At 58.0% G+C, this 19,794-nt stretch carries 19 protein-coding genes; 6 read left to right on the top strand and 13 right to left on the bottom strand.

Annotated features, from left to right (window positions below):
• The first annotated feature begins 250 nt into the window (after nucleotides 1-250).
• The 4 genes from treB to nrdG all read left to right on the top strand — a co-directional run bounded on the left by treB (nucleotide 251) and on the right by nrdG (nucleotide 6,481).
• A complete protein-coding gene (gene treB, locus BFV63_RS02440) occupies nucleotides 251-1,669 on the top strand; it encodes a PTS trehalose transporter subunit IIBC (RefSeq protein ID WP_048241487.1) in 1,419 nt (472 codons plus the stop codon).
• A 51-nt stretch (nucleotides 1,670-1,720) separates the two neighbouring features.
• Complete coding sequence (treC, locus tag BFV63_RS02435) at nucleotides 1,721-3,364, top strand: alpha,alpha-phosphotrehalase (RefSeq protein ID WP_048241489.1); 1,644 nt, start codon at nucleotides 1,721-1,723, stop codon at nucleotides 3,362-3,364.
• A gap of 373 nt (nucleotides 3,365-3,737) precedes the next feature.
• Nucleotides 3,738-5,876: an anaerobic ribonucleoside-triphosphate reductase gene (nrdD, locus tag BFV63_RS02430; protein ID WP_069597429.1), complete on the top strand. Its 2,139-nt coding sequence runs from the start codon at nucleotides 3,738-3,740 to the stop codon at nucleotides 5,874-5,876.
• A gap of 140 nt (nucleotides 5,877-6,016) precedes the next feature.
• Nucleotides 6,017-6,481, top strand: a complete 465-nt coding sequence (gene nrdG / locus BFV63_RS02425; protein ID WP_003856093.1) for an anaerobic ribonucleoside-triphosphate reductase-activating protein — start codon at nucleotides 6,017-6,019, stop codon at nucleotides 6,479-6,481.
• A gap of 32 nt (nucleotides 6,482-6,513) precedes the next feature.
• Here nrdG and BFV63_RS02420 read toward each other — a convergent pair whose 3' ends face one another.
• The 10 genes from BFV63_RS02420 to BFV63_RS02375 form a co-directional block, all read right to left on the bottom strand.
• Entirely contained in the window at nucleotides 6,514-8,424 is a 1,911-nt protein-coding gene (locus tag BFV63_RS02420; RefSeq protein ID WP_032608374.1) for a BglG family transcription antiterminator, read from the bottom strand.
• A 19-nt stretch (nucleotides 8,425-8,443) separates the two neighbouring features.
• Nucleotides 8,444-9,580: a lactonase family protein gene (locus BFV63_RS02415; RefSeq protein WP_023324063.1), complete on the bottom strand. Its 1,137-nt coding sequence runs from the start codon at nucleotides 9,578-9,580 to the stop codon at nucleotides 8,444-8,446.
• A 119-nt stretch (nucleotides 9,581-9,699) separates the two neighbouring features.
• Nucleotides 9,700-10,440 carry a 2-dehydro-3-deoxy-phosphogluconate aldolase gene (gene dagF / locus BFV63_RS02410; protein ID WP_023315284.1) on the bottom strand — a complete coding sequence of 247 codons (741 nt, stop codon included), beginning with the start codon at nucleotides 10,438-10,440 and terminating at the stop codon, nucleotides 9,700-9,702.
• Nucleotides 10,437-11,555, bottom strand: coding sequence for a DgaE family pyridoxal phosphate-dependent ammonia lyase (locus tag BFV63_RS02405; RefSeq protein WP_045336786.1), 1,119 nt, complete (start codon nucleotides 11,553-11,555; stop codon nucleotides 10,437-10,439). The genes dagF and BFV63_RS02405 overlap by 4 nt, the downstream gene beginning before the upstream one ends.
• Nucleotides 11,539-12,672 (bottom strand): amidohydrolase/deacetylase family metallohydrolase, encoded by a 1,134-nt coding sequence (locus BFV63_RS02400; RefSeq protein WP_022650282.1) that lies wholly within the window; start codon nucleotides 12,670-12,672, stop codon nucleotides 11,539-11,541. The genes BFV63_RS02405 and BFV63_RS02400 overlap by 17 nt, the downstream gene beginning before the upstream one ends.
• Before the next feature lie 42 nt (nucleotides 12,673-12,714).
• Nucleotides 12,715-13,356 (bottom strand): DUF4310 family protein, encoded by a 642-nt coding sequence (locus tag BFV63_RS02395; RefSeq protein WP_015572508.1) that lies wholly within the window; start codon nucleotides 13,354-13,356, stop codon nucleotides 12,715-12,717.
• Between the two features lie 13 nt (nucleotides 13,357-13,369).
• Complete coding sequence (locus tag BFV63_RS02390) at nucleotides 13,370-14,146, bottom strand: DUF4311 domain-containing protein (RefSeq protein ID WP_006810337.1); 777 nt, start codon at nucleotides 14,144-14,146, stop codon at nucleotides 13,370-13,372.
• A 22-nt stretch (nucleotides 14,147-14,168) separates the two neighbouring features.
• Nucleotides 14,169-14,468 (bottom strand): DUF4312 family protein, encoded by a 300-nt coding sequence (locus BFV63_RS02385; RefSeq protein WP_006810338.1) that lies wholly within the window; start codon nucleotides 14,466-14,468, stop codon nucleotides 14,169-14,171.
• A gap of 2 nt (nucleotides 14,469-14,470) precedes the next feature.
• Nucleotides 14,471-14,833: an SFCGS family glycine-rich protein gene (locus BFV63_RS02380; protein ID WP_006810339.1), complete on the bottom strand. Its 363-nt coding sequence runs from the start codon at nucleotides 14,831-14,833 to the stop codon at nucleotides 14,471-14,473.
• Between the two features lie 10 nt (nucleotides 14,834-14,843).
• Nucleotides 14,844-15,182, bottom strand: a complete 339-nt coding sequence (locus BFV63_RS02375; protein ID WP_026080657.1) for a PRD domain-containing protein — start codon at nucleotides 15,180-15,182, stop codon at nucleotides 14,844-14,846.
• 416 nt (nucleotides 15,183-15,598) lie between these two features.
• Between BFV63_RS02375 and BFV63_RS22305 the strand changes: the two genes are divergently transcribed.
• Nucleotides 15,599-15,754, top strand: coding sequence for a Hok/Gef family protein (locus tag BFV63_RS22305; RefSeq protein ID WP_017383916.1), 156 nt, complete (start codon nucleotides 15,599-15,601; stop codon nucleotides 15,752-15,754).
• Nucleotides 15,755-15,824: 70 nt separating this feature from the next.
• On the opposite strand, the gene cybC is transcribed toward BFV63_RS22305, so the two are convergent.
• Together cybC and pmbA are read right to left on the bottom strand one after the other, a co-directional pair.
• Entirely contained in the window at nucleotides 15,825-16,211 is a 387-nt protein-coding gene (cybC, locus tag BFV63_RS02365; RefSeq protein ID WP_048241493.1) for a cytochrome b562, read from the bottom strand.
• Between the two features lie 42 nt (nucleotides 16,212-16,253).
• Nucleotides 16,254-17,606, bottom strand: a complete 1,353-nt coding sequence (gene pmbA / locus BFV63_RS02360; RefSeq protein WP_015572506.1) for a metalloprotease PmbA — start codon at nucleotides 17,604-17,606, stop codon at nucleotides 16,254-16,256.
• Nucleotides 17,607-17,701: 95 nt separating this feature from the next.
• On the opposite strand from pmbA, the gene yjgA reads away from it, so the two are divergent.
• The gene (yjgA, locus tag BFV63_RS02355; protein WP_003856072.1) at nucleotides 17,702-18,253 is read left to right on the top strand and encodes a ribosome biogenesis factor YjgA; all 552 of its coding nucleotides are present in this window, start codon (nucleotides 17,702-17,704) and stop codon (nucleotides 18,251-18,253) included.
• A gap of 86 nt (nucleotides 18,254-18,339) precedes the next feature.
• On the opposite strand, the gene mpl is transcribed toward yjgA, so the two are convergent.
• Nucleotides 18,340-19,713, bottom strand: coding sequence for a UDP-N-acetylmuramate:L-alanyl-gamma-D-glutamyl-meso-diaminopimelate ligase (gene mpl / locus BFV63_RS02350; protein ID WP_023315280.1), 1,374 nt, complete (start codon nucleotides 19,711-19,713; stop codon nucleotides 18,340-18,342).
• Between the last annotated feature and the right edge of the window lie 81 nt (nucleotides 19,714-19,794).

Genomic DNA, 19,794 nt, shown 5'->3' with positions numbered 1-19,794 from the left:
TAAAGTTCCGGCCAGATCATGTTTAAGATCTTCCCTGTATTTTTAAGATATTGACCTGATATTTTTTAAACACTCTTGAGAAGAAATTCATAAAAACTGCGAGTGAAATGCAATCCAGTGTGCCCTCACACAGCGGATTATTGTGATCTTCGCCCGATTTCGGGAACGTTCCCATTTTCGCCGTCACGTTGAAGGAGTAGGCTTGCGCACAGGTCATAACCCCTATCACCATCTGTCATGAGGTTTCATGATGAGTAAAGTCAAACAAACAGATATCGATCAGCTGATCGTCCTGGTCGGCGGACGCGACAACATCGCCACCGTCAGCCATTGCATTACCCGCCTGCGCTTCGTGCTGAACGATCCGGCCAAAGCCAACCCGAAGGCCATTGAAGAGCTTTCCATGGTTAAAGGCTGCTTCACCAATGCCGGGCAGTTCCAGGTGGTGATTGGTACCGAAGTGGGCGATTACTATCAGGCTCTGCTGGCGACTACCGGGCACTCTTCCGCAGATAAAGAGCAGGCGAAGAAGGCCGCGCGTCAGAATATGAAATGGCATGAGCAGCTGATTTCCCATTTTGCGGAGATCTTCTTCCCGCTGCTGCCAGCGCTGATCAGCGGGGGCTTAATTCTGGGCTTCCGTAACGTCATCGGCGATGTGCCAATGAGCGACGGCAAAACCCTGGCGCAGATGTACCCGGCGCTGCAAAGTATCTATGACTTCCTGTGGCTGATTGGCGAAGCGATCTTCTTCTATCTGCCGGTCGGGATCTGCTGGTCCGCGGTGCGCAAGATGGGCGGAACGCCAATTCTCGGTATCGTGCTCGGCGTGACGCTGGTCTCTCCGCAGTTAATGAACGCTTACTTACTTGGTCAGCAAACGCCAGAGGTGTGGAACTTCGGCCTGTTTACCATCGCCAAAGTGGGCTATCAGGCGCAGGTAATCCCGGCATTGCTGGCGGGTCTGGCGCTGGGCTTTATTGAGACGCGCCTGAAGCGCATCGTGCCGGATTACCTGTATCTGGTGGTGGTCCCGGTCTGCTCGCTGATCCTGGCGGTGTTCCTGGCGCACGCCTTTATCGGTCCGTTTGGCCGCATGATTGGCGACGGCGTGGCCTTCGCGGTCCGTCACCTGATGACCGGCAGCTTCGCGCCAATCGGTGCCGCGCTGTTTGGCTTCCTCTACGCTCCGCTGGTGATCACCGGCGTGCACCAGACCACGCTGGCGATCGATATGCAAATGATCCAGAGCCTCGGCGGTACGCCTGTCTGGCCGATCATCGCCCTGTCTAACATTGCGCAGGCCTCAGCGGTAACCGGCATCATCATCGTCAGCCGTAAGCACAACGAGCGTGAGATCTCCGTTCCGGCTGCTATCTCCGCTTACCTCGGCGTCACTGAACCGGCGATGTACGGTATCAACCTGAAATACCGCTTCCCGATGCTCTGCGCGATGATCGGCTCCGGTCTGGCGGGCTTGCTGTGCGGCCTGAACGGCGTGATGGCAAACGGGATTGGCGTCGGCGGCCTGCCGGGCATCCTCTCCATCCAGCCCGCTTACTGGCAGGTGTTTGCCCTGGCAATGGCCATCGCCATCATCGTCCCAATGGCGCTGACCACCGTGGTTTACCAGCGTAAGTTCCGTCAGGGCTCGCTGCAGATTGTTTAACTTCATCTTTCGGGGCGCAGTTGCGCCACTTCGCATTTGCAGGAACGCACTATGAATACCCTTCCTCACTGGTGGCAGAACGGCGTCATCTATCAGATTTACCCAAAGAGTTTCCAGGATACCACCGGCAGCGGCACGGGCGATCTACGCGGCGTAACGCAGCGCCTGGACTACCTGAAAACCCTCGGCATTGACGCTATCTGGCTGACGCCGTTTTATATCTCGCCGCAGGTGGATAACGGTTACGACGTGGCGAACTACACTGCCATTGACCCGACCTACGGCACGCTGGACGACTTTGACGAACTGGTTGCCCGGGCGCATGAACACGGTATCCGCATCGTGCTGGATATGGTCTTTAACCACACGTCCACGCAGCACGCCTGGTTCCGCGAGTCGCTGGATAAAGCGAGTCCGTACCGCCAGTTCTATATCTGGCGGGACGGTACGCCGGATACGCTTCCCAACAACTGGCGCTCCAAATTTGGCGGCAACGCCTGGCGCTGGCACGCCGAAAGCGAACAGTATTATCTGCACCTGTTCGCACCGGAGCAGGCGGATCTCAACTGGGAAAACCCGGCGGTGCGCGCCGAGCTGAAAAAAGTGTGCGAGTTCTGGGCCGATCGCGGCGTGGACGGCTTGCGTCTGGACGTGATTAACCTGATTTCAAAAGATCAGGATTTCCCGGACGATACCCTCGGCGACGGTCGCCGCTTCTACACTGACGGGCCGCGCATCCACGAATATCTTCAGGAGATGAGCCGGGACGTCTTTACCCCGCGTAACCTGATGACGGTGGGCGAGATGTCCTCCACCTCGCTGGAGAACTGCCAGCAGTACGCGTCTCTTGATGGCCGCGAGCTGTCGATGACCTTTAACTTTCACCACCTCAAGGTGGACTACCCCGGCGGCGAAAAATGGACGAAGGCAAAGCCGGACTTCGTGGCGCTGAAAACCCTTTTCCGCCACTGGCAGCAGGGGATGCACAACAAAGCCTGGAACGCGCTGTTCTGGTGTAACCATGACCAGCCGCGCATCGTGTCGCGCTTTGGTGACGAAGGGGAACACCGCGTGGCGGCGGCGAAAATGCTCGGCATGGTGCTGCACGGGATGCAGGGCACGCCGTATATCTACCAGGGTGAAGAGCTGGGTATGACCAACCCGCATTTCAGCCGTATCACCGACTACCGCGACGTGGAAAGTCTGAACATGTTCGCCGAACAGCGGGCTAACGGACGCGATACCGATGAACTACTGGCGATTCTGGCGAGTAAGTCACGCGATAATGGCCGCACGCCGATGCAGTGGGACGCCTCGCATAATGCGGGCTTTACCGAGGCCGAGCCGTGGATTGGCGTTTGCGACAACTACGAAACCGTGAATGTCCGCGCGGCGCTGGACGACCCCGATTCGGTGTTCTACACCTACCAGTCGCTGATTCGCCTGCGCAAAACCCTGCCGGTACTGACGTGGGGGGATTATGAGGATCTCCTGCCTGACCACCCTTCCCTGTGGTGTTATCGCCGCCAGTGGCAGGGGCAAACGCTGATGGTGGTGGCGAACCTGAGCCATTTGCCTCAGGAATGGCAAGCGGACGCTCTCAGCGGCGAGTCGCAGGTGGTGATAAGCAACTACCCCGCCCCTCACACCTCAATGCTTCGTCCGTTTGAAGCCGTGTGGTGGCTAAAGCAGTAATTCCTCCGCCGGGCACGATGCCGTGTCCGGCTTACTTTGCTGTTTTTGTTGAATAATTAATCAGATTTTTCCTTCGCGTCTTTACAATTGCCCCAGCGCCCGCCGTTTGTACTCTCGTCTTTTTACTTTGTCCTGCATCAAAAAAATCGCAAACATGTTTGATGCAAATCACTATATGTAGCACTTAAAATGCACGCCGACCCAACATCTTGTATTTATCGTCTACTATTCCAACAACAAGACGGCGCTTACGCTGGCCGGAATTGTGGATAACACGGGCTGGGCACGCGGGAAGTCTTTGCCGCGGCGAGGAATACGCCCGGTGAATACTTCTCCACCTCTGTGGATAACCTGTTTTTAAAATGGAGTGATCATGACACCGCATGTGATGAAACGTGATGGCTGTAAAGTGCCGTTTAAATCAGAGCGCATCAAAGAAGCCATTCTGCGTGCAGCTAAAGCAGCGGGAGTCGATGACGCAGATTACTGCGCCACCGTCGCAGAAGTCGTTAGCAGCCAGATGCATGAACGCAGCCAGGTGGATATCAACGAGATCCAGACTGCGGTTGAAAACCAGCTGATGTCTGGTCCGTACAAGCAGCTGGCGCGCGCCTACATTGAGTATCGTCACGACCGTGACGTCCAGCGTGAGAAACGGGGTCGCCTTAACCAGGAGATCCGCGGCCTGGTAGAGCAAACCAACTCGTCGCTGCTCAATGAAAATGCCAATAAAGACAGCAAAGTGATCCCGACCCAGCGCGACCTGCTGGCCGGTATCGTCGCCAAGCACTATGCCCGTCAGCATCTGCTGCCGCGCGATGTAGTCTCGGCGCACGAGCGCGGTGAGATCCACTATCACGATCTCGACTACTCGCCGTTCTTCCCGATGTTTAACTGCATGCTGATCGACCTGAAAGGCATGCTGACCCACGGTTTTAAAATGGGTAACGCCGAGATTGAGCCGCCGAAATCCATCTCCACCGCGACGGCGGTCACGGCGCAGATCATCGCCCAGGTGGCGAGCCACATCTATGGCGGCACCACTATTAACCGCATTGATGAAGTGCTGGCCCCGTTCGTGACCGAGAGCTTCAACAAACACCGTAAAACGGCGGAAGAGTGGCAGATCCCGAATGCTGACGGTTACGCCCGTTCCCGCACCGAGAAAGAGTGCTACGACGCCTTCCAGTCGCTGGAATATGAGGTAAACACGCTGCACACCGCCAACGGCCAGACGCCGTTTGTGACCTTCGGGTTTGGCCTCGGCACCAGCTGGGAATCACGCCTGATCCAGCAGTCTATTCTGCGCAACCGTATCTCCGGCCTCGGTAAAAACCGTAAAACGGCGGTGTTCCCGAAACTGGTGTTCGCCATTCGCGACGGCCTGAACCACAAGTTTGGCGATCCGAACTACGACATCAAACAGCTGGCGCTGGAGTGCGCGAGCAAGCGTATGTACCCGGATATCCTCAACTACGACCAGGTGGTAAAAGTCACGGGTTCGTTTAAAACGCCAATGGGCTGCCGCAGCTTCCTCGGCGTGTACGAAGATGAGAACGGCGAGCAGATCCACGACGGGCGCAACAACCTGGGCGTCATTAGCCTGAACCTGCCGCGCATCGCGCTGGAAGCCAAAGGGAATGAAGCGGCCTTCTGGACGCTGCTGGATGAACGTTTACAGCTGGCACGTAAGACGCTGATGACCCGCATCGCCCGTCTTGAAGGGGTGAAAGCCCGCGTCGCGCCAATTCTCTATATGGAAGGGGCCTGCGGCGTGCGCCTGAAAGCGGACGATGATGTGTCGGAGATCTTCAAAAACGGTCGCGCGTCGATCTCTCTTGGCTATATCGGCATTCACGAAACGATTAACGCGCTGTTTGGCGACAAGCATATCTATGACAACGACGCCCTGCGTGAGAAGGGTATCGCGATTGTGCAGCGCCTGCGCGATGCGGTAGACCAGTGGAAAGAGGAAACTGGTTACGGTTTCAGCCTGTACAGCACGCCGAGTGAAAACCTCTGCGATCGCTTCTGCCGTCTGGACACCGCCGAATTCGGCATCGTGGAAGGCGTGACCGACAAAGGTTACTACACCAACAGCTTCCACCTCGATGTGGAGAAGAAGGTGAACCCGTACGACAAGATCGACTTCGAAGCGGCTTATCCGCCCATCGCGAACGGCGGTTTTATCTGCTATGGCGAGTACCCGAACATTCAGCACAACCTGAAGGCGCTGGAAGACGTGTGGGATTACAGCTATCAGCACGTGCCGTACTACGGAACCAACACGCCAATTGACGAGTGCTACGAGTGCGGCTTTACCGGTGAGTTCGAGTGCACCAGCAAAGGCTTCACCTGTCCGAAATGCGGTAACCACGATGCAGCCCGCGTCTCCGTGACCCGCCGCGTGTGCGGCTACCTCGGCAGCCCGGATGCCCGTCCGTTTAACGCCGGTAAGCAGGAAGAGGTGAAGCGCAGGGTGAAACATCTGGGGAATGGGCAGATCGGGTAAGTTCTGCGCAGGGTGTCCCCCCCACCCTACCCCTCTCCCTCAAGGGAGAGGGAACCGATCGAGCACATTGTTATTCCGGCCACCGGTTTTCTCCCTCTCCCTGTGGGAGAGGGCCGGGGTGAGGGCATCAGGTTAACGCTATGAATTATCACCAGTACTACCCCGTCGACATCGTCAACGGCCCCGGCACCCGCTGTACCCTGTTTGTATCAGGCTGCGTTCACGAGTGCCCCGGCTGCTACAACAAAAGCACCTGGCGCCTGAACTCGGGTATGCCGTTTACCGCTGAGATGGAAGACCGCATCATCAACGACCTGAACGACACGCGCATCAAACGCCAGGGGATCTCGCTCTCCGGCGGCGACCCGCTCCATCCGCAAAACGTGCCGGAGATCCTGAAGCTGGTAAAACGCATCCACCACGAGTGCGCGGGAAAAGACATCTGGGTCTGGACGGGCTATAAGCTGGATGAACTGAATGCGCAGCAGATGGAAGTGGTGGATCTAATTAACGTCCTGGTCGACGGCAAGTTCATGCAGGATCTAAAAGATCCTATGCTTATCTGGCGCGGCAGCAGCAACCAGGTTGTGCATCATCTGCGTTGAATGAAGGCGGATATCCTCTGTCCGCCTGAACGTCAAAACCGACTCAAACTCTCCATCGCCACAGCCTTAAACGCCGCAAAATTCTCGCACTGGCACAGGCGCGCCATCGCGCGTTCACGCAGGAAAGTGACAAAGATGTCGTAAATCGCCATTGCCTCTTCGTACTCGCTTTTGCTGATGGCGAGCAGGAAGATGACATGGGCGGTTTCATCTCCCCACTGAATGCCCTGCGGCGCCAGCACGGTGTAGACCACCGTTTTTTGCGCCAGCAGGCCGAGGGAGTGCGGCAGCGCAATGCCGTCGCCGAGCATGGTGCTGACGATGGCTTCACGCTCGATAACCGAATCCAGAAACTCCGCACCGACAAAGCCCTCTGCTTCAAGCTGTTCACACAGCTCGCGGAACAGCGTTTGCTGGTCGACAGGCTTGTCGATAATGCGGAAATGGGCCGCGTCGAAGTATTTTTCCAGCATCCACGGCCGGGTGCGGTCCACCAGCACCAGCTTGCCGATCTGCTCTAACTGATAATCGGTCGGGAACGGGGCGATCATCACCACCGGTTTGGATTTTTCGCTCACGCGGGCGGTGGAGATCACAAAGTCTTCGCCAATGGCATCGGCAAGCTCGTACTCGCGAAGGGTGAGCGTGCGCGTCACCTCAATCTGCGGGTATTTACGCTGAAGTACCGCCTCGATCATGCGCACCATCGCGTTACCTGCGTCGCATACCAGCAGCACCCGCGGCTGGCGCTGATAGCCGATGTTGTAGTGGCGCTCCAGCCCGACGCCGATATGCAGCACCAGAAAACCAATTTCGTTTTCGCTGATCACATACGGGGTGTATTTGCCCCAGCTAGACACCGCCGCGAGGGTCATATCCCACGCCATCGGGTAGTGCTGCTTGATGTTATCCAGCAACGGATTGGGGATCATGATTTGATACCGCACGCGGGTAATCATGGTTTTGATGTGCGTGAGCAGATCTGCATGCAGTTGCTCGTCGCTCAACAGGTTGTAGTTATAGTGGGTGTTGATGTAGCGCAGAATGTAGTTGACCAGGGCTTCGTCGTCGTCAGCATTAATGGCGCTCGGGGCGATCTCCTGGATCTGCCGCGCCGCAATGTGCACGCACAGCCAGCTCTCTTCTGACGGCGACAGCGCTTTGCCCGCCAGCTCCTGGATAGCCACCGCGATATCTTTCGCCGCCTCATGCACGTTCTCTTCCACGTCTTCCGCGTGGAATTCCGGCAGCGGATACCCTTCGCTGATGCGCCGCACCGACACCGCGCAGTACAGGCGCAGGAACAGCTCGCCTTCGTCGGTCAGGCGAATGTGATGGCGCGTCAGCGCATCGTGCAGCACCGGCACCATCTTTTCCGCCACGCCCGCGTTCAGCGCCACGTCGGTCACCAGCGGGTTCAGGCTGTCCTGCTGCGCCAGCTCCCACAGGAGGTCGGTCAGGCAGGCGCGGATCGCCATCTCGCTGCCAAACAGCTTCATGCCGTGGCGAGGGCGGGTTTCCAGCGTCAGGTTGTAACGGTGAAACCACTCGCGCACTTCCACCATGTCGCTCTGCAACGTGGCCCGGCTGACGAACCACTCATCGGCCAGATCCTCCAGCTTGATGGAAAAGGCTGACGTCAGAAAACGCACCACCAGATAGTGCACGCGCTCAGGTCCGGTTCGCGGAATACGCAGCGCGCGCGGGTGGGACGCCTGCAATTGCTGATAGCGCGCCACATCATTAATTTTGAGCTGATAGCCGTTGCCCCGGCTCAAAATGAACTGCGCGCCGTGGCTGGCCAGCAGCGCGTTCAGGGCGGTGATATCCGCCCGGACGGTTCGCGTGGAAACCGACAGCCGCTGCGCCAGCTCGTCCTGCGGCAGCGTCTCGTTTTGCAACAGATCGAAAAGTTGCGCTAAACGTTGGTTCGGAAATCGCACGTCGTTGTCCTCTTACGACTTAAGGTGAAATGACCATCTGGGATGGGCTGCCGACCGGGGTATAGTCTGGCTCGGCGCTCAGCTTGCCGTCCGGTGCCACGCGGAAACGGGTAATGTTGTCGCTGCGCTGGTTCATGACGTACAGCCAGCGACCCTGCTTATCGAGCGTCAGGGTGCGCGGATAGTCGCCGCGCGTCCAGACATCATCCTGATGCGTCAGCGTACCCTCTGCCGTTACGGTAAAGTGCCCGATGCTGTTATGCAAACGGTTAGCGACATACAGCTGTTTCCCGTCGGCACTTAGCGCCAGCCCGGCAGCAAAACTGGTGCCTTTATAACCGTCCGGCAGGGCTGAAACCGTTTTACCCTCTTTCAGCCTGCCATTACTGTCCAGCGCATAATGGGTGAGCGTAGACGCCTCTTCGTTAATCAGCCACAGGGCATCACCTTTCGGCGTAAAGACGAAGTGGCGCGGCCCGGCCCCTTTTGAGGAGGCGCTGATAAACGGCGGATCGTTCGGAGTCAGCTTCCCGGTTTGATCGTCAAAACGGTACTGATAGATGCGATCCAGCCCCAGATCGGTGGAAAAAACGTATTTCCCGCTCGGATCGGCGGCGATCATGTGCGCATGCGGGCCGTTATGATCGCTGATGGCGAAACTGCCCTCGACGGCAGCTTCCGGCTTCGCCGCGCCCGGTTCGCCTTTGTCCTGATGGGTGTCCGTAGCATCGCTCAGGCTGCCGTCTGCGTTAACGGGCAGCACCGCGACAGTTCCGCTGATGTAGTTTGCCACCAGCAGATGTTTACCGTTCGGCGTCAGGGAAAGATATACCGGCCCCGCGCCGCCGGAGGCCACCTGATTCAGCTCGCTCAGCGTGCCGTTATCGCCGATGCGCAGCGCCTGCACCACGCCCTGCTCCACTTCGCTTGCCAGATAGAGCGTTTTGCCGTCGTGTGAGACGGTTAACTGCGCGGCGTTCGGCAGCTTGCTCACCAGCGTTTTATCGTTCAGCGCACCGGTTTGCGGGTCGACGGTAAAGCGGTACAGCCCTTCGCCGTTGGGGTTGTAGGTGCCCACCCAGGCGTACTGGTTTTGAGCGATAGCAGAGGTAGCAAGTAAAGAGAGTGAAGCAACAAGCAGGGTACGGGTGTGCATGGTGGCTCCTTCGGGTGTGTGCGGTTTGTTTCCCCTCACCCTAACCCTCTCCCCAAAGGGGAGAGGGGACGATTACACCCTCTCCCCTTTGGGGAGAGGGCTGGGGTGAGGGGCAGGTTTTACTTCACCAGCTTCTTCGTCATCGCCAGCAGCGTGCGCACATCTTCTGGGCGCGTATCACCGCTGGCTTTATCGATAATCGAGCTGTAGATATGCGGGATGATTTTGCTCACGCCCGCGTCGAGGGCGATCTGCAAGATCGCCTCGAAGTTCTCCAGATCGATTCCCCCGGTCGGCTCCAGCCAGAAGTCGTGACGGGCGCAGGCTTCCGCCACCGCCTGGTATTCGTCACGGCATTTCAGGCCGCCCATCGGAAAGTACTTGATGGAGCTCCCGCCGAAATCTTTCAGCAGGGCGATGGCGGTTTCAACCGGCACAATGCCATCCGGCGCGTTACTGCTCAGCGGGCCGGTGGAGATTTTCACCATCCCGACGGTACCGGTCGGAGAGACCAGACCGTTGACCACGGAGTCATTTTGCCCCAGCAGCGCGCGGCTGGTGGCCACGCCGGTAAAGACCTGGTTAACGTGCTGCGGCTGCACCTGGCGGGAGATTTCACTCACCATCGCCGACTGGTTCGGATCGCCCGCGCCCAGGCCAACGGAGAGCGCGTTATCAATCAGCTTCGCGTATTCACGCATATCCGCGACCGCGCTCGCCACGTCCGGGTAATTTTTGGAGAGCACGCCCACCAGCACGTGGCCTTCCGCCGCCTCATAGATGGCGCTGGCGTTGGCCTTTGAGCCAGCCAGCACGTTCAGACAGACGCGGTCACGGTAAAAGTTGGGGGTCAGTTTCATGCGTTTTTCTCCTGTCCTAATACTTCACTAATGCGGCGGTACACAATGTTCAGCTGGTCAGCGTTTACGCTGCGCACGTCCGCTTCGATAATCCCTTCGTTGGCTTTATAGCCACGGAAGTAAATGGCGTATTCGCCCTGCTTCAGCTTCGCCACCAGGTCACCCGTGCCGACGCCGGTGGTGGCTTCGTCGAACTTAATTTCGGTGCGGGCGATGTCGCGTCCGGCGCTGTCCCAGACCACGCGCGCGGTCACACCGTTAAGGGTGTTGAGCGCCTCGATAAACGGCGTCATTTTCGCCACCATCTCGGCGCCGCTCTCCTTGGTGGCCGTCAGGTAGTGTTCGATGGCGCAGGTCAGGCCAAGAATGCCCTCTTTGCCCACCTTCATCGCGCGGCCAATGCCCGCCGTCTGGCGCTTCACCCACTCAACGTACTGGGTTTTGCCAATCACCAGGCCGCTGGTTGGGCCTTCGATCGCCTTCGCGCCGCTGTAGATCACCAGATCGGCGCCGGATCGGTAATAGGTATGCAGATCTTCTTCCGCCGCGGCATCAACGATCAGCGGCAAGTCGTGTTTACGCGCGACAACCGCCGCCTGCTCGACGCTGAGCATGCTTTTCTGCACGCAGTGGTGCGATTTAATGTAGAGGATAGCCGCCGTGCGCGGGGTGATCGCCGCCGCCAGCTGATCGGCGGAACATTCGTTGGCGTAGCCCGCTTCCACCAGCTTGCCGCCGCCAAGCGCCACCATGGTGCCCACCGGCGCGCCAAAATTCACGTTGTGGCCTTTCGGCAGGACGATCTCGTTATTTTCAATCGGTGTGACGTGCAGGTTTTCCAGCAGCCAGTCGCTGTCTTTCACCAGCACAGCCGCCACGGACTGGGCAATGCCCGCCGACGCGCAGGAGACCACCGTCGCCCCTTCCACCTCCAGCAGCTTCGCGATGTATTCCCCGGTTTTATTGACCAGATCCTTCATCTCGAAATAGTGATTCATGCCGTCCATCGCCGCCTGCACCACTTCCGGGCGCGGCGTGGAGACGCCCAGCGCCGTCATGCGGCCAGAGGTGTTGATAACCTGCTTTAAGTTGTACTTCTCATAAATCGAAGGCATGTTCCGTGCTCCCTTGTTCGGTCATGTAGCCCTTGCCCGCGCGGATCGCGGCAAGCGGCACCAGAATGTGTTCAGCCTGTAGGCTGTCGTTTTCGGCATCCGTCAGCACCGTCGGCTGGCGCTTGAGGGTAAACAGCGTCAGATCGGCGTCGAGGCCAGGCTGAATGCGGCCTTTGCGCGTCAGGCGCAGGCCGTCGGCGGCGTTGGCGGTGACGCAGTCAATCACCTGCGGCAATGACATGCCGATGGCGAGGAATTTCGACATCACGCTTGCCAGCGAGCCGACCGGACCGTTGATGCGGTTGCGGCAGTAAATATCCGAGCTGATGGTGTGCGGCAAAATGCCCATCGCAATAGCGCGCTTCGCCACTTCAAAGCTGAAGCTCGCCGTACCGTGGCCAACGTCCAGACGCACGCCGCGCTTCAGGGCGGAGGTAATGGAGGCACGCAGCTCGCCGGAGGGCGTCAGGATGCGGTTTGGCTTGCCGTTGTAGCAGTGGGTAATGATGTCGCCGGAGCTCAGCAGCTCGGCGATTTCGTCGAGGTTCGGCGGGTTGTTGCCAATGTGCACCATCAGCGGCAGGTCGCCGTTCTCTTTCTGGATCGCTTTCGCGCGCGCCAGCGGGGTGATGCCGTTTTCACCGACCACGCTGCTGCTCATGCGCGCCTTCAGGCCGACGATAAAATCAGGATGGCGTTTCACCGCCTCTTTCACCGCGTCGGCGTCAATATTGGCCATATTGGCCAGCTCGTTCTGGGCGATCAGCCCCACGCGGGAGATGTTCAGCAGGGCAAACACCTCGGTGGAGGCTTTGCGGGTGATGGCGTAGAAATCGTCCACGTCGTCGGCCCCGGTGCTGCCCGCGTCCACCACGGTGGTGACGCCGGTGGCAATGCCCACGCTGTCCGGCTCGTCGTGGTAAATCGGGGAGTTCGGGTAGCAGTGGACGTGGGAGTCAATCCAGCCCGCGCTGACGAACACATCACCGTTAAGCTCAACCGTTTTGCGGGCGGGAGCGTTAATGTCGCCTGTCGCGGCGATCTTCCCGTCCTGAATGGCGATATCGGTCAGGGTATCGTCGGCGAGGCGCGCACGGCGCAGGAGCAGATCAAACATGGGGTTCTCCTGATAAGGCGGGCACCGAAGCGCCCGCGGGTATTAAAGAGCGACCGGGAACAGCCAGCCCAAAATCATTGCGCCGAGGATGGCGCCACCGGTTATCGGCTTCTGCCAGATGTAGAACAGCAACGCGCCTACCAGGGAACCGACGCCGATTGGAATGGAAGCGGTCATGGCGCTGAGGATAATCAACGGCCCGAGGAAGCGGCCGGAGGCGTTACCCGCGCCCATCATCACGTCTGCGCCGTAGGTGGAGTTGCTCTGGTTGATGGTGAACTTACGCGCAAGGATGATGACGTAGCCAATCGCCAGGCCAATCACCAGGCCGGTAATCAGCGCGGCAATGAAGTTGGTCACCGGGAACATGATGCCCGCGCCCAGCAGCAGCGCCGGAACGCCGAGGCCCACGCCGGTCTGGATCGCGCCGCCGATATCGAGAATACCCACCAGCGAGCCTTCGATAATACGGGCGAACAGGAAGCTAGCACCGAACGCCGCCACCGCGCCGTAGACGCCGGTATCGATTCCCGCTTTCAGCATCGCCACGAAGGCCACTTCGTTAAACGCGCCGATGCCGTAGAGGTAGTACATGTGCGTCCCGGCGAAGACGCCGGAGGAGAGCAGGCCAACGAAGATCGGGAACGACCAGTCGGCATACCAAAAACCTTTATTCTGTTCCATTTAGAGGCTCCTGTTATTTACCGCTGAGCGAGTTGTGGATCATGTCGAGCCAGTTCGGCACGGTCAGATGGAAGGATTCGATCATCTTCATGTCGAAGCCGCGGAAGAAGCCGCTCAGCACGAAGAGCAGAACGATCGCCGCCATCATCACTTTGGTGACGTGGTTCCAGCCACTCTCTTCAACACCTTTACCAATCAGAATACCCAGTACCAGACCCGGTACGGCGTTACCCATGATCAGCTGTGCCGCGCCGCCAAAGATGGTGGCCCAGAAGCCCGATTTTTTACCCGCGTCGATGGCCGCCAGCCAGAAGATCACCGGCATCACGGTGTTGACCAGCAGGTTCGCCGCCGGTACCAGCACCTTCACGGCGGTCACCTGAAGCGCTGCCGGAACGGAGGAGGCGGTCAGGTTAAGGAAGGTCACGACAATCATGCCGATGATGCCGCAGGCAATCGCCATTTTGCGCGGGTCATGCAGCGTTTCACCGACGTTACGGTTTTTAATCATCAGTGCAGCAGCACCCCAGTTCGGGATGATGCGGTGGTCAACGTCCTGTGTGAAGGCACCTGCGGCCACGGAAGAGGCCCAGGCGTTAAAGAAGAAACCTAACCCAAAGGAGAAGTGGGACGCCGGATCCCCTTCGCAGGAGTTCAGTTCCCCCAACGTACGAAACGCGCCCATACCCTGAGTGGTAGGCGCATGAAACATGCGTGCAGCCCCGGCGCCAACACCGACGCCAACCAGGCCGCCAATGATGAGCGATTTTATTAATATAATTAAGAACATCAGTCTGCCCTTTTATGAATAATCAGCGTTGCGTGACGAAATCCACCTGGTCGAGATTGATGGCGGTCACGTTGACGGTCACATCCAGCTCCACGCTGTAGGTGCGTCTTTCCCGGCGCAGAAAGAAGAACAGAAACGCTTCTTTTCGCACCGCTTCTTGCGCCTGAACAACCTGCACATCCTGTGGCTCAATACGCAGTAAGATATGCGGTGAGGCTTTCATCACCGCAGCCTGAACGTGGTTGAGGGCGTCGGCAAAGGCGCGCGCTTTGGCGTCGCCCTTCCCCTTCACTCTCACCGTGGTTGTGAACTGTTCTTTCATGCTTACGCGCCGTATTTCTTCTGCCACGCCTGTACCAGACGCTCGCCCAGCTCTTCTTTATCCATAAAGCCAAAGCCCAGCACGTTGCAGCCTTCGTTTATGGCGGTCACCCCCTCATCCACGGAGCGCATGCCGTATTTGGCCTTGTAGCCATATTTGGTCTGAGCGGTGATGGCGCCCGCGCCGCCGCTGCCGCAGAAGGAGATCCCGAAGGTGGCGTTTTCTGCTTTCATCACGTCACCGAGCTTCATATCCGCTGCCATGCCCGGTACGACAACCGCGCGTCCGCCGGCTTTTTCCACACCCGCAGCCACTTTCTGACCTTTACCCAGGCGATCGCCAATCACGACTGTAATCTGTTCCATGTGTTGCTCCTTAAAGGTTGTCTTTCGCGACTTCGAAGTGAACGGAGAGCAGCCAGGCCTCTTCATCAGGAAGGTTGCCGAACTGCGCTACCACTTCACGGGCGAGTTGCATTGAATCTGGTGAAATTTCGTCGAACAGCTCTGCTTCAACCTCCGGCAGCGGCTCGCCGGTCACGGACCGGTGCGCCATTGCGCGAACGTGGGAGGTCAGCATCTGCTCCTGTACCGCGTTGGGAATGATGTTGTGCCGGGCCAGCAGGGCGTAGACCTGCTGAAGCATGGTGTTCGCGAGCTGTTCTGTTTGCACCGCCTGTTCCCCAACGTCGTTCATTACCGCTCCGTTAATCACTCGTCTTACCCCGTTAATGGCTCTGGAATAAAACTAACGTCGAGGGGGAATTGTTTGTAGCGAGTTGTTTTCCACTTCGAAGTGGAAAGGCGAGCAGCGGCAGTGATCTGTGCCACATAAATGCGGTGAATCTGTATAAATCGCTGGATTTACGTGATGAATATCACGCTATTACGCGGCATTAGACTGGTAAGCGGAGTGGAAAAGATTACGAGCAGGCTCGTAGAAATGTGACGTGGATAAGGTTTTCTTATGGGGATCCGCTAGAGTGGCGGCGGGTGCTTGAGACTGACCGTCTCAGGCATGGGACGGAAAGTGGAAAGCCCCGCCTGATAAAAAATCAGGGCGGGGGCTCGAAACGACACGTCACACCGTGGAGTTCGCTACCTCGCCCGCTTAAAAGCAAGGAGGCATCCATGAAACGCAGAAACCCAAGTATCGGGGTTTTGATGATTATTTCTTTGACAATAATCATCTTAACGCTGGTGACGAGGAAAACACTGTGCGAGATCCGTTTTCGTAACGGCTCGCTTGAAGTGACAGCGCGGATGGATTGTCGCTCCGGCAAGTAGGGAGCAACGATGCGGGGGCGCATCATGCGCCTCCGCATACGGGGAGAGGACGTACAGCTCAGGCACCCAATTAACGATACTTTTTGTGGTACGTGTTGCGGGTCGCGACAAACTGATCGGCTACCGCCTGGGCTTCCTTCACTTTGCCTTCGTTCGCCAGCTTCAACGCGCCGTCAATCTGGCCGAGCAGCACGTCAAAACCGTGGCGGTAGTCTTTCATCTCGGCGCTGTCTGCCGCTTTGCTTTCCAGCTTCGGCGGCGTCGCTTTTTGCGCATCCAGCGCGGCTTCACGCATTTTAGTCAATGCGTCTTTCATGTCCGCCGCATTGTCCGTTTTCTGCACCACCTTCAGGTTTTCACTGAGGATGTCCATGTTGTCTTCGAGATCGGCAGCAAACGCAGACGAGCCAAGAACCAGCGTTGAAGCCGCGACGATCGCTAACAGGTGTTTACGCATTGCTCACTTCCTTTTTTATTATTAATCACGCTTTTAAGGGGATTATTGCCCGGCGATTTTCATCTCCGGCAGTAATACAGAACCACACTGAATATTGCTGCGTGTTTCAATATCGTTACCGACCGTAACAATATTGCGCCACATGTCCTTGAGGTTGCCGGCGATGGTGATTTCGCTCACCGGATACTGAATTTCACCGTTTTCGACCCAGAAGCCCGCTGCACCGCGAGAGTAATCGCCGGTGATACCGCTCACGCCCTGCCCCATCAGCTCGGTGACCACCAGGCCGGTGCCCATCTCTTTCAGCATCTGTTCAAAATTCAGGCCCTGTCCGGCAATGCGCCAGTTGTGGATGCCACCCGCGTGCCCGGTGCTTTTCAGCCCCAGCTTACGCGCAGAGTAGTTGGTCAGCAGCCACTGGGTCAGAATGCCGTCTTTCACGATATCCCGGCGTTCCGTGCGTACGCCTTCGCTGTCGAACGGCGTGGAGGCCAGCCCTTTCAGCAGGTGTGGGTGCTCTTCGATGGTCAGCCATTCCGGCAGGATCTGCTTGCCCAGCGAGTCGAGCAGGAAGGTCGATTTACGGTACACCGAACCGCCCGCGATAGCGCCTACCAGATGGCCAAACAGACCGGTCGCCACTTCGTTGGCAAAAATCACCGGGGCTTTCATGGTGGAGAGCTTGCGCGGCGACAGGCGAGACAGCGTGCGTTCGGCGCACGCTTTACCCACCCACTCCGGAGACTGCAAATCCCCCAGCGCGCGGCCAATGGTATAGGCGTAGTCGCGCTCCATGTCGCCGTTTTCTTCGGCGATGACGCAACTGGAAAGCGAGTGGCGGGTTGAGCAGTACCCCTGCAACATGCCATGGGAGTTACCAAACACTTTGATGCCGTAGTGGCTGTTAAAGCTGCCGCCTTCGGTATTGGTGATGCGTTTGTCAGCCTGCAAAGAAGCCTGCTCGGCTCGCGCGGCCAGCTCAATGGCTTCGTCCGGCGTCACTTCCGCGGGATGGAACAGATCGAGATCCGGCGCGTCAAACGCCAGCAGCTCTTTATCGGCCACGCCAGCGTAAGGATCCGGGGAGGTGTAACGCGCGATATCCAGCGCCGCCTGCACCGTACGGGCGATGGCATCCGGGCTGAGATCGGTAGACGACGCGCTGCCTTTGCGATTCTGGTGATACACGGTGATCCCCAGCGCGCCATCGCTATTAAATTCTACATTCTCCACTTCGCCATAGCGGGTGCTCACGCTAATGCCGGTGGTTTTGCTGACCGCCACTTCGGCGCCATCTGATTTACCTGAAGCGAGCGTCAGCGCGGTGGAGACGGCTTCTTCCAGAATCTTACGCTGCGCTTCAACTTGTGAGGTTACTTTCATCGCAAATGCCATACTGTAAGAGAGAGTTAAGTGAAGTCTAACAGAGAACCGTTTTTCAGTGCGCGTCTTAACTGGTAACATTAGCCTCTTTTTTTAAGGAGCCTGACATGACTAAGCAGCCCGAAGACTGGCTCGACGACGTTCCCGGTGATGACATCGAAGACGAAGATGATGAGATCATCTGGGTCAGTAAAAGTGAAATTAAACGTGACGCCGAAGAGTTAAAACAGCTTGGCGCAGAAATGGTAGAACTGGGTAAAAACGCGCTGGATAAGATCCCGCTCGACCAGGATCTGCGTGATGCCATTGAACTGGCACAGAAAATCAAGAAAGAAGGGCGTCGCCGCCAGCTTCAGCTTATCGGGAAACTGCTGCGTCAGCGCGATGTTGAGCCGATCCGTCAGGCGCTGGATAAACTGAAGAACCGCCACAACCAGCAGGTTGCGCTGTTCCATAAGCTGGAGCAGATCCGCGACCGTCTTATCGAGCAAGGTGATGACGCGGTACCTGAAGTGCTGAACCTGTGGCCGAATGCCGACCGCCAGCAGCTGCGTTCTTTGATCCGTAACGCGAAGAAAGAGAAAGAAGGGAATAAGCCGCCGAAGTCAGCGCGTCTGATTTTCCAGTATCTGCGCGAGCTGTCTGAGAACGAAGAGTAAACCCCTCACCCCAGCCCTCTCTCCAAAGGGGAGAGGGAGAAGAGATAATGTAGGCCCGGTAAGCGCTAGCGCCACCGGGTCTTTTTTTACTCTGCGGCCGCGGCTTTCTTCGCCAGACCGTCCAGCAGCTTCTGATGGATCCCGCCAAACCCGCCGTTGCTCATCACCAGAATGTGATCGCCAGGCTGTGCGGCTTTCACCACCATATCCGCTAAGACATCCACGTCCGCACTCCAGTGCGCTGGCTGAATGCAGGCGTCGGCCACTTCGGCCACCTGCCACGGAATATGCTGCGGTTGCAGCAGGAAGACTTCGTCGGCACGCCCTAAGGACGGCGCGAGATCGTCTTTGCAGATGCCCATTTTCATGGTGTTCGAACGCGGTTCCAGTACGGCCAGAATGCGCGCGGTGCCGCCAACTTTGCCACGCAATGCGGCAAGCGTCGCCAGAATGGCCGTTGGGTGGTGCGCGAAATCGTCATACACCGTCACACCGTGGGCTTCGCCACGCAGCTCCAGACGGCGACGGGCGTTGATAAACGTGCCCAGCGCATTGGCGGCATCCGCAGGCAGTACGCCAACGTGACGCGCCGCGGCGATCGCCATCAGGCCGTTGTGCATGTTGTGCTCGCCCACCAGGCCCCACTTCACCTCGCCCACTTTCTCACCGTCGAGCAGCACTTCCCATTCGGAGGCATCCGCGTTGAGCTTTTTCGCCTGCCAGTGCCCCTGCTCGCCCACCAGCTCCTGCTCGCTCCAGCACCCCATCGCCAGGGTCTGCTTCAGGTTGATGTCGTTCTCCGGCAGGATAATGCGGCCCTGACCCGGAACAATGCGCACCAGATGGTGGAACTGTTTCTGAATCGCTTTCAGGTCGTCAAAGATATCCGCGTGATCGAACTCAAGGTTGTTGAGGATCAGCGTGCGTGGGCAGTAATGCACGAACTTGGAGCGCTTGTCGAAGAACGCGCAGTCGTATTCATCCGCTTCAATCACAAAGAACGGGCTGTCGCCCAGACGCGCGGAGACGTCGAAATTGCCCGGTACGCCGCCGATCACGAAGCCCGGCTTGTAGCCGCAGGCTTCGAGGATCCAGGTCGCCATACCGGCGGTGGTGGTTTTGCCATGCGTCCCGGCAACGGCGACAACCCAGCGGTCGCGCAGGACAAAATCATGCAGCCACTGCGGGCCAGACATGTACGGGATATTGCGTTCCAGCACCGCTTCAACGCATGGATTCCCACGGGTCATGGCGTTACCCACGATCACCAGATCCGGCTGCGGCTCCAGCTGGCTGGCGTCGTATCCCTGAATCAGAGAAATTCCCTGCTTCTCGAGCAGCGTGCTCATCGGCGGATACACATTGGCGTCCGAACCTGTCACTTCATGGCCCAGCGAGCGCGCCAGCATTGCCAGTCCGCCCATGAAAGTGCCACAAATCCCCAATATATGAATGCGCATACGTCACTATCCTTCTTCAATGTGGCGCACATTTTACTCACATGTCAGCGGCTGTGAAACGCATTTCAGGTAAATCCGTAT

The sequence above is a fragment of the Enterobacter hormaechei subsp. xiangfangensis genome (assembly GCF_001729785.1).
GTDB classification, from domain to species: Bacteria; Pseudomonadota; Gammaproteobacteria; order Enterobacterales; family Enterobacteriaceae; genus Enterobacter; species Enterobacter hormaechei_C.
This window is presented reverse-complemented; position numbering and strand designations above follow the sequence as displayed.